Annotated in this window: 12 protein-coding genes and 1 pseudogene; 9 read left to right on the forward strand and 4 right to left on the reverse strand. The window is 58.6% G+C overall.

Going from position 1 to position 13,546, the window contains the following annotated elements; translation table 11 throughout:
* The first annotated feature begins 243 nt into the window (after positions 1–243).
* From GA566_RS32145 to GA566_RS32155, 3 genes are all read left to right on the forward strand, one after another.
* Positions 244–1,383 carry a ParA family protein gene (locus GA566_RS32145; protein ID WP_249359677.1) on the forward strand — a complete coding sequence of 380 codons (1,140 nt, stop codon included), beginning with the start codon at positions 244–246 and terminating at the stop codon, positions 1,381–1,383.
* A complete protein-coding gene (locus GA566_RS32150; protein WP_237380999.1) occupies positions 1,383–2,531 on the forward strand; it encodes a ParB/RepB/Spo0J family partition protein in 1,149 nt (382 codons plus the stop codon). The genes GA566_RS32145 and GA566_RS32150 overlap by 1 nt, the downstream gene beginning before the upstream one ends.
* A 592-nt stretch (positions 2,532–3,123) precedes the next feature.
* Positions 3,124–4,389, forward strand: coding sequence for a helix-turn-helix domain-containing protein (locus GA566_RS32155; RefSeq protein ID WP_137927733.1), 1,266 nt, complete (start codon positions 3,124–3,126; stop codon positions 4,387–4,389).
* Between the two features lie 265 nt (positions 4,390–4,654).
* On the opposite strand, the gene GA566_RS32160 is transcribed toward GA566_RS32155, so the two are convergent.
* The 3 genes from GA566_RS32160 to GA566_RS32170 form a co-directional block, all read right to left on the reverse strand.
* Positions 4,655–4,927: a hypothetical protein gene (locus GA566_RS32160; RefSeq protein WP_137927734.1), complete on the reverse strand. Its 273-nt coding sequence runs from the start codon at positions 4,925–4,927 to the stop codon at positions 4,655–4,657.
* Positions 4,928–5,011: 84 nt separating this feature from the next.
* A complete protein-coding gene (locus GA566_RS32165; protein WP_137927735.1) occupies positions 5,012–7,123 on the reverse strand; it encodes a phage integrase family protein in 2,112 nt (703 codons plus the stop codon).
* 6 nt (positions 7,124–7,129) lie between these two features.
* Positions 7,130–7,687, reverse strand: a complete 558-nt coding sequence (locus tag GA566_RS32170) for a hypothetical protein (RefSeq protein ID WP_137927736.1) — start codon at positions 7,685–7,687, stop codon at positions 7,130–7,132.
* Between the two features lie 317 nt (positions 7,688–8,004).
* Between GA566_RS32170 and GA566_RS32175 the strand changes: the two genes are divergently transcribed.
* The 4 genes from GA566_RS32175 (at position 8,005) to GA566_RS32190 (ending at position 10,522) form a co-directional block, all read left to right on the forward strand.
* Positions 8,005–8,637, forward strand: a complete 633-nt coding sequence (locus GA566_RS32175) for a hypothetical protein (RefSeq protein WP_137927737.1) — start codon at positions 8,005–8,007, stop codon at positions 8,635–8,637.
* On the forward strand, positions 8,634–8,966 hold the full coding sequence (locus GA566_RS32180; RefSeq protein WP_137927738.1) for a hypothetical protein: 333 nt from the start codon (positions 8,634–8,636) through the stop codon (positions 8,964–8,966). Before GA566_RS32175 ends, GA566_RS32180 begins: the two co-directional genes overlap by 4 nt.
* A 145-nt stretch (positions 8,967–9,111) precedes the next feature.
* The gene (locus GA566_RS32185; protein ID WP_160475177.1) at positions 9,112–10,020 is read left to right on the forward strand and encodes an FRG domain-containing protein; all 909 of its coding nucleotides are present in this window, start codon (positions 9,112–9,114) and stop codon (positions 10,018–10,020) included.
* 7 nt (positions 10,021–10,027) lie between these two features.
* Positions 10,028–10,522, forward strand: a complete 495-nt coding sequence (locus GA566_RS32190) for a DUF2971 domain-containing protein (protein ID WP_160475178.1) — start codon at positions 10,028–10,030, stop codon at positions 10,520–10,522.
* Here GA566_RS32190 and GA566_RS32195 read toward each other — a convergent pair.
* Positions 10,493–10,726, reverse strand: a pseudogene (locus tag GA566_RS32195) (transposase); the annotation flags it as partial. The gene GA566_RS32190 and the pseudogene GA566_RS32195 overlap by 30 nt on opposite strands.
* A gap of 178 nt (positions 10,727–10,904) precedes the next feature.
* On the opposite strand from GA566_RS32195, the gene GA566_RS32200 reads away from it, so the two are divergent.
* Positions 10,905–11,540: a hypothetical protein gene (locus GA566_RS32200; RefSeq protein WP_137927611.1), complete on the forward strand. Its 636-nt coding sequence runs from the start codon at positions 10,905–10,907 to the stop codon at positions 11,538–11,540.
* Positions 11,537–13,540 (forward strand): DDE-type integrase/transposase/recombinase, encoded by a 2,004-nt coding sequence (locus GA566_RS32205; protein ID WP_137927610.1) that lies wholly within the window; start codon positions 11,537–11,539, stop codon positions 13,538–13,540. The genes GA566_RS32200 and GA566_RS32205 overlap by 4 nt, the downstream gene beginning before the upstream one ends.
* Positions 13,541–13,546 lie beyond the last annotated feature (6 nt).

Consider the following 13,546-nt stretch of genomic DNA (forward strand, 5'->3'; position numbering starts at 1 on the left):
CACTCTCCAAGCCTGAGACAGGGCATAAAATGCATTATACGGCATATACGATGACCGAAAGCATGCACTTCGGTTGGATAAAAGCAACAGAACCAATCTACTGCGAAAACATGTTTCTATTGGCTAATAGCCTGCGGCACCGCAACATTCACCAACAAGGCACTTTTTATAGCGTAGCCCGTAATTTTTGCTATGATAGGGAAATCGTGCTTTTTTGCCGAAAAACCCTTTCAGGATTGCCAAGTGCCAATCAAGACTAACAAGTACCGTCTTGCAGACATCGTCCCGATGCTGGACGTCAGCGAGGCAACCGTCCGAAGGATGATCGAAGAACAGGGGATTGTTCCTGATCGGGTTCCGGCAGGCAGCACTACGCGCCCTGTCTATTCGCTCGAACAGATCCTCCAGTTGGCGAAATCCAAGCGCCATCGCGGCAAGGTCAAGTTCAAGCGTCCACTCGTCATTGCCGTTTACGTACCGAAGGGTGGCGTTGGCAAAAGCACCTTGTCGAACGAGTTCACGGCGGAACTGACTCTGCAGGGCTACAACGTCATGGCCATCGACCTGGACGACCAAGCGTCGCTGACCGTTATGAACGGGTTCCAGCCAGATGAAGTCGCGGACGCCGGCAAGCCGAATCAGTGGCTCGTCAAGCATACCTTCCTCAATGCCTTGTATCCGGCCAATGGGGAAAAAACTACGCTGCCGCTGTCCGAGATCATCGTGAAACCGTATGGGGAACATGGCCCCAAGCTGGTGCCTGCTGACATTACGCTTGGCGAGCTGGGTTATCGACTGGCAATTCAACCGAACCGCGAGCAATTTCTGCGGAATTGGATTTCAGCGCATGCCGACAGCGACCTCAAGGATATCGACATCATCCTGATCGACAACGCGCCGTCTACGTCTGTCGTGTCTCGTGCGTCAATCGTTGCAGCCGATTTGCTACTGATTCCGGTTCGCCTCGATGCGCTGACTGTGAAGTCGCTCAGTTTCCTTGCGAACGAACTGACGGGGCTATCGGAGTCGCAACTGCCGATTCCCCAGGTCGTCGCGGTTCCCAATTTCTTCAAGGCGAATAACAGCCGCAGCGCTCGCGTCATGAGCGCCTTGCAGCGGTCTTTCGGTGACGATGTTCCGATTGCCCCGCACGTGGGTGAATCCGAGCGCTTCCCACGTTCGCTGATGCATGACATCGGTCACGAGCTTGAAGAGGTGCTGCCCGTCACGTTTGAGGGGTGGACGCGCGCACTGGAACGGCAGCACGAAGAGATCCGAAACGTGTGCAAGTTTGTGATGAACATTGCCGAAGAGACGTTCGCACGTGGCGAAACGCCGGGCTTGTTCGACGACGCTCCCGAATCGAGGAGGGCGACTAACTAATGACTGAAAGAAAGCGTTCCTTCCAGCCGCCGCCAGTTGCAGAAGTAGCATCGCCGGGCGGCGACACGCCGGCCGCGGCACCCGTGCCAGGCGGCGGCTTCAAGATTGCGGCATTTCCCAAGCGATCGGCCGGCGCCGCCACGGTCCCGGTGACCGATGCTGTGACGACTGCGCCTGCGCCCGCTATCGTCGCGGCTGAACACGCGCCCGTAACGGTTTCTGAGCCCTCCATCCGCTTGGATGACGGGGCCGTAAGGGGCTTTCCGGTTGCCATTGATCGACTGGAAACCCATCCATGGAATGCTCGGATTCATCGTTCGGCAGCTCGCATCAAGGAGCTAAGCCTCCAGATGTCCACGGACGGTCAGGAATCGCCAATCATTGTCACGAAGAACCCCGCTAAGGCGGGTTATTGGTTCATCGTCGATGGCGAGACGCGTTTCCGGAGCGGGCAGAAGTTGGGATGGAACCAGCTTTGGGCGCTTGAGCGTGCGGTCGATCCCAACGATGCGAAAGAGTTCTATGCCGTTTCGTTTGAGCGTACTGACTCGACGGAGCCAATTTCTCAAATTGACCAGGGTCTGCGCTGGGCCGAGCTCGTCGGCAAAGGTCACGCCACGCTGGAATGGTTGGCTGAACGGCTTGATAGGAGCAAGGCAACGATCAGCAATATGCTGTCCTACGGGAAGTTCCCCCAGAAGGTAACTGACCGGATGGCCGAGCATAGTGAGGCATTCCCCTACACCGTCGCGGCTGAGTTGTCACGGCAGATTGGGGATATGTCTCAGCTGGGCGACGATCAATTGCTCGCGCTCGTGGACAAGGTCATCGACGAGAACGTCTCCCGCCGCGGTATCGAGGCGCTGGTCCGTCAATTCGTTCGTGAACCTGGTGCGAAGCGGGAACGCAAGGCCGCACTGACGAATCGCCCGATTATGGTGGGTTCCGCCAAGGGCGGCTCACTGCGTGAGTACGCCAATGGCGGGATCGAACTAAAACTCCAGCCGTCGGCTGCTCTTTCGACTGAGGCGAAGCAGGAGTTGCTCGAGATCCTAGGTGCCGCTGTCGATGCGCTGAACAGTGGCGGCGGCGAGGGAATCAAGGAAGTTCTTCTTGAGCGCCTCTCCGCCGGAAAAAGAGACGTATGATGCACTCAGTCATGGCCGACATGCATTCCCCTTCCATGCAACGCATGGGGAAGTCATTCGGCCTCGACATTGCTACATCATTAAGCCAGTTGGATGCTAGTGTCCGCTCAGGCGGACTGGTATTTAGCCGGCTAAACGCCCTTACCCTTCTCACTCTGATCGCGCAGCCATTTAGCCGGCTAAACGCTGGCAACCTGCGGACCTTTCCTGCGTTTAGCCGGCTAAACGCGTTCGTCCCACCGTTCTCGTTTAGCCGGCTAAACGTTCGGCACGAGCATCCGGACAGTCAGCGATACGGGTCTCCCTGGTCCGGTCCATTTAGCCGGCTAAATGGACCTCGATCCCAGACACCAAAAGAAAACGCCCCAGTAACCCTGGGGCGTTTTCTTTTGTGGCCTTTGAATCGACTGGAGCGCCAATGAGCCCCTAGACGCAAAAGACAAAAAGAAAAAGCCCGGAGCTGCAACTCCAGGCTTTCTCAGTGATGCGTTGACTTCGGTCTTACTTCCAAACTCAAGCTCGCAACTGGAGTGTAGGAAGCTCGGATCGTCGTGTCAATGCTCTTCACGAATAAAAACTAAATGAGCAAACGATGACGACCAATACAGCAGTCGGTGGAGAGCTTATTTTCTCTGCAAATAGTGCGTACGCTAAAGAAGCACAGTTTGCGATTAATAAGCAGACATCGCTCGCGCAATGCGAAGCGGTAACTCAAGAAGTTTCCAATAGCTTTGAAAGCCCTGATTTTCTTCCTTCGCGCGTTATGAAGGCGATTGCACTCGCGTACGAATCCCGATTTTTTAATGATCTTTCAATCACGACCCGTCAGGTATTAGCAGCATTGATTCGGTTCTCTCTTAACGACAAAAACATGCACCAATTAGCCTACGTTAAGAAGGAAACGTTGGCCCGTCATGTCGGAGTTAGCGAAGCTACTGTCTATCGTGCGTTGTCGACCCTGGAAGGGCAGGGCCTTATCGAACGCGAGAAACAGCTCCGTACACGAATGAAGCTTCAAAACATCGGAAGGATTCGATTCACTCTGAAGTTATTAGGAGCACTCGGATTTTTGCAACGTACTTTTGAGCATGCGGTCGCTCAGCACCGCGACAACGCTGTAGTTGCAGGTGCTTCCTCGCGCACCTCCGATAACTTGACAGAAAAATCATTTAAATCAATGACTTACAAGCCGCCGAGCATCGGGAGCAAGGAGGCCGAAAAGAACCTATCCGAGCGGAAGCACGCCTTCAAGACCATCAATGGGAAAGCAGTTCCTTCCGACTTGGCCTGGTTGGCCGAGCGAAACGCATTGGCGGTCACAGCCATCTTCAAACTCATGAAGGCTGCGCGCGCAGCGGGCAAGCGGCTCTCCGATGTGGTGGCAGTGACCAAACACGCTCTTCAGAAGCTGCAGGGCAAAGAGCTTTACGCCTACCTGAGTTCCCTGTTGTCCAAGGACGTCGACTTCACCTTTATCGCGAAAGAGCATGCGGATATGGCTGACCAGGAACAGCAGCGAGAAAGGAAAGCCGCCGAAACGCAGAACCGGATCAGCCAATTGGCAGTGAGCCTGCGCGGCAAAAAATTTGAGTTGCCGGACGGATCGACCATTTCGGTCGACGAAGTGTCTGTGGTCGTCCGCCGAGGCAGTTTTACGTCATCCACTCCGTTGCATGCGGCTTTGGGTCAGCTCGAGGCATTGGCCTCCGGCCAAATTGCCTCGCTCACCCCAAAGGAAATGCGCGAGCCCGATCGACGCAGCCGCAACGACGTGGCCGGCCACCTCGCCCAGTCGCTCGCGCTCTTGCGTCAACAGTTGCCGGCATCAATTCGGCGCAGCGAACGGCTGGCGGGTTGAGGAGCGGCGATGGTCAACCATCTCTCACCAATGCGAGACGTTAACCCCGTGGGTAAACAACCAGTCTTCTACGAAGAAACAGTCCAACCGGGAATTTTCTTGCAGACTAGGCACGACAAAACCGACCGACTGAACTAAATTTATATACTGAACGTACGACAAAATGAGTCTCGGCTCCGACACGCCGCTGTGACCAAAATGTGCCGCAGTGGCAGCCAAAGGCTAGCAAGAAGGGGGGAGCCCCCCCCCCCCCGAATAAACTACCTCATCTACCGCCAAGCACAGCGCTCATCGCCGCAACTAGGGACCAGAACGCGAAAACACCGGGGAGGGCGTCGGGATTGCCTATTGCCGAGACCGTGGCCATTGTTGGAACAGCCGTACCGATACAGGTAGCTGCAATTGCCGTCGCCAGTGACCACTGTTTTTGCGACCAGCCATGAAAGCCGCCAAATGGGAGACCGAGGGCCAGGAGAGCGCCGCCGATTACGACGTACGCGAATTCTGGCCAGTTGGGAAAGAGGGTGAAGATTGTCATTTCAAGCCTTGTAGAAGTGCGCCACTCGGGATTGAACGACGCTCTACGTATAGCTCGAGGGACCTTATATTCGACGCAAAAAACTCACCCCTCTGAAGCGGGGGGTTCCATCGTCTCGCTACGGTCGGAGCTCCAGACCGCAAGCATCGCCGCCATGCGCCGTGCTTCTTCGGTGGTGACGTACTTCGTCGTCGTATCCAAGGAAGCGTGGCCAGCGTTCTGCTGGACGACTTCCAACGGTGCGCCAGCGGCAAGCGCGTGCGAGATATGAGTGTGGCGAAGCCAATGAGTGCTGGCAGCGGCCAGCCGCTCAGCTCCACGCTCGTCGTGAGGTTGCAGGGCAGTCGCGCACTTAGCAAAGAACCCCTTCAATTGCTTGTATAGGGTGTCAGGCGTGACGCCGCGGGCGGCATCTGGCTGTCGCTGCATCATCCAAGGCGCTAGTTGGCCAGCGTCAATGGCCTCGCCCAGGAGAAAGACGCTCCGAGGCAAGCGCCCTTGGTCAGGCTCTGACCGGAATCCGCGGTGTGCGAGGTACGTGGCCAGCTCGCTTATGACGACGGGCGCCATCGGCACGCGCCGGAGCTTACTTCCCTTTCCCAGCACTTCCAGACGCCAACCCTCCACCGGCCTATCGCCACGGGCGCCTGGGAAACTGACCCACTCCAGGTGATCAGTGGTCACGCTTACGGCTTCTGACAGCCGCATGCCCGTGGTGTACAGCAACGACAAGGCGAATCGAAGACGGAGGTTGGCCGACGTCTGGGGCAGGGCGGTGGCCTCTGTACGGACAAAATTCCACTGGGCCTCGGTGAAACTGCGGCCTACATCGAGCTTGGGCGCGGCGGTGCGTGGCACGTGCACGCCATGCCATGGATTGCCCATCAGATAGTTCTGGTCCACCAAGAACCGGTATAGGTTGTTGAGCACGCCTATCGAGTAGGCGCGCGCCCGGTCCGACAACGGTCCCTCGAAAGGGCGCCAGATCGGGCTCCACCGCTCGCGCGATCGCGGCGCGCACCAGTCCGAAGGCGGCGCCGCGAGAAATTCCCGGTAGGCAATGCAGTCTTCGTGCGTCATTGAAGAGAGCGGCTTGCCACGGACGAGGATTGCCCATAGCAGGAGGCGTTCGGCTTCTTTCCGGTAGGCGCGCTGCGTGTGAGAGAGCGTCTGCAGCCAGTCCAGCGGGCCGGGTACCGTGCTGATGTCGCGACGCTTTTCGCGAATGCGAGAGACCTGCTCAGGCGGGAGGCCGGGCTTCGCGCGCAGCCAGGCGAGCACCGCCTCGTAATCGTTGTGGGCGGAGAGCAGGCATTGCGCCTGTGGTCGACGGTAAGTTCCGGCCCGGCCATCCAGTTCCGCTGGGACCACGAGCTTGTCTAGGGGCACCAGCCCCGTCGCGCGCGGCACGACGCGGGCGAGCTCATGCGCGTAGCGCTGCCGGCGGGGCACCGCGACGTGCTGGCCAATCGTGCGGGTAAGCGTGTCCTGGTGGGCCTCAAGGAACCGCTCCACGGCACGGGCCTTGCCGGCGCCGATGCCGGGCAGCGCCGTTGACCAGCCTGTACCCAGGCCGTTGATGCGGTCGATGAGTTGGCCGATCGTTTCGACGCCAGCAGCTTCTAAGCGACTGGCCAGCGTGTCGGCGAGCCAGGCCCGGCAGCCATCATCCACCAGCACCGGGCGCGCATACTGCGTTTCCAGCCAGTCCATCGCCTCCAGCTGCTTTCGCATGAGGGCGACGCGCTTTTTCTCCCGTTCGAGGGCCGTGCCGTGCTGCTCCTGATAGGCGGCCAGCTGCTCGGCCTCGCTGAAGCCGTCCAGCCCTTCGGCGGCGGCAAAATCCTCCAACGAGGGGAGGCCGGCGCCCGGCCGACCGATCTGGCGCAGATCCACGCGCACCAGGCGGGCCATGCTTGGACGCTGCGTGCGCCGCGCAGCTGCCGCCAGTTCGTCGCGCAGCCACGCCGTGACGCGCCTGACCTTGGGATGGCGCGAAAAGGCGTCAGCTTCCCCGCCATCGGCCGCGGCGCGCGCATCCGCCTCAGCCTCGATCTCCCCTTCTTCCGCTAGGTAGCGGTCCCACATGCTCCGGGCGTGCAGACCCTGAATGGTGGCGCGCAGAAAGCCGAAGTGACCGCGATGGAGTTGACGCCGAGTGACGGACCTGCGGCGCGAGCGAACCGTGGCTGTCATCTGCTTTTAGCCTTTCGACGCAGTACCGAGCGCGTCGTGAAGGTGAGCGACTTGGGCGGAAAAGGCTGCCTCGTCGCCCACGGAGTCGATGAGGCGACTTTGCCAATCGGGTACGAGTGACGAAATACGCGCCAGGGTGGCGACCGGCAACAATTTTGGAAAGTGTCTGCTGACGATCTTCGCGGGGATGGAGTGGGCAACGAAATGCGCATTCATGGGGTATGCGCGAGCGAAGATTGCGTAAGCCCGCGCAATGCCGCGTACGTTTCCCGCGTCGGCAAGCGCGCTGAGCAATTCAAGGATTGGCCCGGACTCGGTGACGTAAGCTTTCGAACCCTGCTGGCGTATGGCTTCTCTGACCCGCTGGACAAGATCGTCCCTGCCGGGAACGTCCAATTCCTCTAGGCCGATCAATTCCTGTGCCAATGCGCGCCGCTCGGCGCCAAGTTTCTTCACAGCATCGGCATCCTCTTGGGACGGTACCCACAGGCGGACCTCGACCCAGTTTGCCCGCTGGCGTGCAGCGCGCTGATCGTCTACCCGTTCTTTGTTCGACTTTGCCATAACTGCTCCTCGTAGGTGATTAACGGCCGTTTCGTTATACACCTACGAAAACGATTCGTCCAGCGGGACTGGTAAATGGTTTGATCTTCCGGCTGGGGCACCTGCCAGATGCCTGGAAAACCGCTCCAGCTAAGAGGGTTGCAGGCCGAGCTTCCGATTGTAAGCTCTAGAGTGTGCGTTCAAGTAGGTGACCCGTACCTTATTTTCGCCATTCTTGATAAGAAAGATTATCAAGAAGCAGAAAAAGTATGTTTTGCGCACGTAAGTGACCCGGCCAGCATGTTAGAATCCTGAAAACAATCTAAAGAAGTCATCGGATGCCAGACCGCATCACCAGCCAGCACTTCACCGGGCAGTCCGCCGTCACGCTCGAGCCTGGCGCCGAGAACCTGCCCGTGCCGATTGCTGATGTACCAAAGCTCATTGGGGCTATCGACGGCAGCGAAATTTCAGTGTCATTCGACGATGAGACCTACGTCTTCGAGATCCGTCACCCGTGGCTAGAAGACCCAATGATTCGCGTGCTTTCGTGGGACGCCGACGAAGGCGCCCGTCGCTTGATCATTAATCAAAACTTCAAGATCCTTGGACCGCACCGGAGGAAGGGGCTAGGGGTGCGCAGCATTGCCACCGAAATGCGCATGGCACTGCACTTGGGGATTCCGGCGGTGTCGTGCATCGCGGCAGGCGCGCCCGGCGATACACTAAATGGCTACTACACTTGGCCAGTGCTCGGATTCAACGCGGATCTCACTCCCCACGACATCCAAGCACTTCCTCCGGATTTTGTGGGGTGTAGGTCGCTCAATGATCTGATGCAGCGGCGGGGAGGCGCTGCATATTGGCGCGCGAAGGGACATGGCGGCTTCCTCACATTCGACACCGCGCCCGGAAGTAGCTGCTGGGTTATACTTGGCGAGTATATGAAGCGAAATGGAGTGGAGCTATGACGACGAAAAGCAACGCGCTGACGCCGCCAGCCGACGTCGTGGCCCGAATGATTGCGGTATTGGAGCGCCGAGCGCCCCAACGGGCGGAAGTCGACGACCAGGTCACGCTGGAAGTATTGGAGTCCGGTACCGGACATCTTGAGGCACTCATTCGTGAGGCAAGGCCACGCATTCGCCCATCTCGGATTGCTCTTGCGCTTGCTTTGCGCAACGGCCGACGCTGGCAGTCCAAGGTAGGCGCACAGCAGGTACGAATGAAACGAAACAAAAAGATTGCGCAGTATATGGTCGAGCTGCGACGCAAGACCATTCGAAAGGAAGCCGCCTAATTCAGGCGGTTTTTTTTTGACCGAGTTTGCTCTGAACCGGGACTCTCGCTGATCGCTTTCGGTTCCAAAGCTGCGCAGACCTCCGCGGGGCAGTATTGTCTTCTCCGGTATGGCAATATGCGCATTCATTTGGCATGGTGGGAATATGGCGATCACTCCTTCTTTCAAGCGAGTTGCACTCGATGACCTATCGCTGTCGACCATCACACATCGTGCAGCTGATAGTTTCGAGGTCGAGCTGGATGATTGGTCGCAGTTTCATCAGGCGCTCGCCAAACTCGAGTCAATTGACCGCGAGGCCGACACGGCAGCTCTGGGCTCGACGAAATGGCTCTTCCGCGGCCACGCCGATAGCGAGTGGCCAATCATCAGCACTCTTGAGCGGTTCAACCCCAGTATCGACACTCTGGAAGAGTACTATGCATACGCCTACAGGCCACGATACGGCATTGAGTCAGCAACTGGACAGCAGTGGAACATCCGACCTCCACATGAGTTTGCCGAGGAGTTTGGCCAGGCGGCCGTAGTGTTGACAGGGTTCAATACGCAGCCCGACGAGTACGCGTACCTGGTCTATCTGCGACATCACGGTTTCCCTTCGCCGCTACTGGACTGGACAAGGTCGCCGTACGTTGCCGCATTCTTCGCATATTCGAGAGCATACGAACAGCGCCAAGAGCGCGTAGCGGTTTTTGCATACCTGGAAGCCACGGGAAGGGGAAAGGCAACATCGCCTGCGAGCCCGACCATTTACTCGTTCGGTCCATATACCAGGACTGCGCCTCGGCACTATATACAACAGGCCGAATACACACTGTGTCTTCGGAAGAGGAGCGGGGAAGGGCGGCATGGAATCTGCAGCCATATGGAGGCATTTGCGAGCCGGGACGCCATACAAGACGTACTCGTAAAGTTCACGCTACCAAGATCTGAATGGCGGCGGGCACTCGGCTATCTGGATCAGCACAACATGAATGCTCACACGCTGTATGGATCGGTTGATCGACTCATGGAGACGGTGGCAGTCCGTGAGATGCTCCTCAATGCTGACTAGGACTTTCATGGAACTCGTGACTCCGCCAGCGTCTCTCTACAAGTTATATGCATTAAGTGCAGCCGTGCAGTGGGCCAGGTTCGAACGTCTACTCAGCCACGGGGAGATCTACCTCGCCAAGCCCTCGGACTTCAATGATCCATTCGACTGCGCCCCCAGCTTCAATCCACGCGCGGTGCTGGACCGGAAGAGTGTTCTCAAGCTCCACAATAATGCAGGCCGAAAGCAGGGCCACAGCCGGCAGGAGCGTCGCGGTCGCGCCTTTCGATTCATGGCGCAATCGAACACTGAAAAAATCGAGACGTACAACACGATAGGCCGTCGACATGTTCAGAACGTCGGTGTCTTTTGCATGACAGACAGGCGCGACCATCCTTTGATGTGGTCGCATTATGGCGACAAGCATACGGGTGTATGCGTTGAATTTGCGTCTGATGTCGGACCGTTTCAGTTGGCGAACAAGGTGGCGGTTTCAAGTCTGAGATGCAACACCGGTTCGTAATTTGTTGATCTCTTCTGCCATGGCTTCTGCCGGAGTGGCGAAGTCAAGGACCGCCCGAGGGCGATAGTTCAACGCTTTCGCGATCCTGTTCAAGTACCCTTGTGAGAAGATCGATAGGTCTTCGCCTTTCGGTAGATACTCACGGATCAGTCCGTTCATGTTCTCGTTGCTCGGCCTCTGCCACGGACTGTGCGGGTCGGCAAACGTAGAGCGTATTAAATCTGTCACTACCCTTGCCGTTAGCTGACGCGGCTTAGCGCCGTTGTGTTGACACATTTGCTTCCACTCGAAACGCATTAAAAGTGTCAATTCGCATAAGTCCGTATTAAATCTGTCAATTCACCTCCTACACTTCGAATCCCATCCGTAAGCCCTTGATCTTATGGAAGATTCCCGGTCGATTGCGGGGCCGATCACCTTTGCTCGGCCGCGAGGTGCGCATCGGTTCGAAGCATTCAGCCCGAAGCTTGCGCGGCGCGTCATGTTCTATCAGCGCCCCGCCGTCGAACAGTGGCTGCTGCTGGAAGCAGATCCGGCAGTCGTTACGTTTTGCGAACGGCCGGGCTATGCGCAGATCGATGGTTGCCGCCGTCTCGCCGATTTCTGGGTTCGCTATGGCGATCGCGAGGAATTGGTCCTTCTTGATGATGCAAGATCCGAGGACGAGGTACCGGCTGCGGATAGCGATCTTGACGACAAAGCCCTTTCGATTCGGTACGTCGCCCTGGCTGAGCTGGCTGCCGCGCGTATTTGGATCGATAACTGGCAACGCATGCTGCCGTACCTGGTCGCAAACCGCGGTCTTGTCGCGCCAACGCTGCCTGGGGCAATCGTGCGCTTCCTTAAGGAACCTCAACGCCTGTTGGCCATCGAGCGCGAATTCTCGACGGGTGATCCGGTCCTGGTTCGCGCGGCGCTGTTCGGCTTGCTGCATGTTGGTCGAGTCACCGCACAGGAACTGCGGACCCAACCGCTGTCATTGCTCACGATGTTCGTGGCCCAGGAGGCGAAGTCATGAACCGTCGCAAACCGGCGCTGCAGTCCGTCGATGCAAGTGCCTGGCCCACGGTAGCCTACACGGAGTTCGACGAAGCTGCTCGACGCGTATTCGAAAGGCGCCGGCAAGCGTTGGAGCAGTACGTGGCCGGGGCGCCAATCAAGGCCATCGAGCAAACGACGGGCGTCAATCGGCGACAACTGTACCGCTGGCTTGAGCGGGCCATGCAGGCGCATCCGGACGGCAGGCCATTTGGTTTTCGTGCACTGATGCACTACACGCGCATTACTCAATACGCGCGGGTGTGTGACGTGCAGATACGCGGCGAGCGCGGCAGTTGCGGGGCGGCTGGTGCCTTGTCTCAGCTGTTTGAACGCTACCCGGCACTGGCCGGCTGGCTGCTGCTCCAGGTCAAACAGCGCAAGGTCGTGCTTGAACAGATCCATACGGATGGGCGTTTGCGCACCCGGCTGCGCGGCTTGCAGGCGCTGCATGACGATTTTCTGCGTCAGTGTCGGGCCGTGGGCTTGACGGCCGCCAACTATCCGTTCAACACAGCGGGTCATGCGATTCGTTCGTTGTCGCGGCGATTGAAGGCCGAGCTGTTGCACAGTTTCGGGACGGCGGCTCGTGCGGCCGGTGCGTCGCACCTCAAGGGACTGCCACGCACCGGCACCACCGCAGCGTCTATCGCGACGCGCCCGTATCAGGTCGTCGAATTTGATGGTCACCGGCTCGACATCCGCCTCAAGGTGGTCGTTCGCGATCCGCTTGGATTTGAGCACGAATTTGAGATGGAGCGGGTATGGCTACTCGTCATGATCGACGTGTGTACGCGAGCAGTCCTCGGCTACCACATTGCGCTCGCCAGGGAGTACAGCCGCTACGATGTGATCAAGACCCTCGAGAACGCGCTGGAGCCCCATCGTCCACGAAGCTTCACCATTCCAGGCCTGACTTATGGTCCGCAGGATGGGTTCCCGTCGCAAAGGCTGCCGGAACTCGCCTATGCCACCTGGGAATCCATGAAGCTCGATAACGCGAAGGCGAACCTCGCCAACGAGACGCTGTCAGTCCTGTGCGAGTTTATCGGCTGCCTGGTTGATGCCGGACCCAGGTACAGCCCCGATGAGCGTCCGTACATCGAGCGCTTCTTTGGCACGATCGCCAGTCGCCTCTCCTCGCGCCTACCTGGCTATACGGGTTCCCACCCACGCGATCTGCGCCGGGCCCTGGCCGATCCCAAGGGAGACCTGTGCCTGTACGTGTCGCTTGGCGAGCTCGAGGAACTCGTCGAGTACGCCATTGCCGGCTACAACGGTATGCCACATAGTGGTCTGAACAATGCCACGCCGCTCGAAGCGATCGAGTACTTCGTTCGTGGTCGGGGGACGCTGGTGACATGGCTTGCAGATCAGCGCCGCAGAACCCTCTGCTTGATGCAGTCGGCTCGGCGGTGCCGCGTGCGGGCCTATCTCGACCAGGGGGTACGTCCGCACATCAACCTGCATGGCGTGCGTTATACCAACGGTGTGCTCGCGACCAGCACGCATCTGATCGGCCACCAGTTGCTGATCTACATGAACGCGGATGATCTGCGTAGCGTGCGCGCGTTCCTTGCCGACGGCACGGAATTGGGTGTGCTTGACGCACAAGGAGCATGGCGGGTGGTACCGCACAACCTCAAGTTGCGGCAGGAAATCCGCCGGCAAGCGGGCAAGCGACGCCACCACTCGGCCGGCGCAGCCAATCCGATTGAGACCTACGTGAAGGAAAAGGCCGCACAGGCGAAGAAGACCCGCAAGGCGGCCACGGAGCTTGCCCATGTGATGCGCCTGCTCGCGGCGGCGCCGACCACCCGCACACCCCCTGGTCCACCTCGACCGACCGACAAGCCAGCGGTGGCGCAACCTGCCACGCCCTCGGTGGACGTCGCGTCAGGGGCGGCGATTGCTGAGCCTTCGCCGCGCCTGACGGCACGGCCGCGAAAGCTCTCGATCGGTACCGGCCAGGTTTTCTAATCCCAG

This window comes from Cupriavidus sp. SW-Y-13, assembly GCF_009793345.1.
GTDB lineage: Bacteria > Pseudomonadota > Gammaproteobacteria > Burkholderiales > Burkholderiaceae > Cupriavidus.

Coding starts and splice junctions, on each gene's coding strand:
- GA566_RS32155 (WP_137927733.1), top strand. CDS start 3,124: ATGACGACCAATACAGCAGTCGGTGGAGAGCTTATTTTCTCTGCAAAT.
- GA566_RS32185 (WP_160475177.1), top strand. CDS start 9,112: ATGGCGATCACTCCTTCTTTCAAGCGAGTTGCACTCGATGACCTATCG.
- GA566_RS32205 (WP_137927610.1), top strand. CDS start 11,537: ATGAACCGTCGCAAACCGGCGCTGCAGTCCGTCGATGCAAGTGCCTGG.
- GA566_RS32180 (WP_137927738.1), top strand. CDS start 8,634: ATGACGACGAAAAGCAACGCGCTGACGCCGCCAGCCGACGTCGTGGCC.
- GA566_RS32175 (WP_137927737.1), top strand. CDS start 8,005: ATGCCAGACCGCATCACCAGCCAGCACTTCACCGGGCAGTCCGCCGTC.
- GA566_RS32150 (WP_237380999.1), top strand. CDS start 1,383: ATGACTGAAAGAAAGCGTTCCTTCCAGCCGCCGCCAGTTGCAGAAGTA.
- GA566_RS32170 (WP_137927736.1), bottom strand. CDS start 7,687: ATGGCAAAGTCGAACAAAGAACGGGTAGACGATCAGCGCGCTGCACGC.
- GA566_RS32165 (WP_137927735.1), bottom strand. CDS start 7,123: ATGACAGCCACGGTTCGCTCGCGCCGCAGGTCCGTCACTCGGCGTCAA.
- GA566_RS32160 (WP_137927734.1), bottom strand. CDS start 4,927: ATGACAATCTTCACCCTCTTTCCCAACTGGCCAGAATTCGCGTACGTC.
- GA566_RS32200 (WP_137927611.1), top strand. CDS start 10,905: ATGGAAGATTCCCGGTCGATTGCGGGGCCGATCACCTTTGCTCGGCCG.
- GA566_RS32190 (WP_160475178.1), top strand. CDS start 10,028: ATGGAACTCGTGACTCCGCCAGCGTCTCTCTACAAGTTATATGCATTA.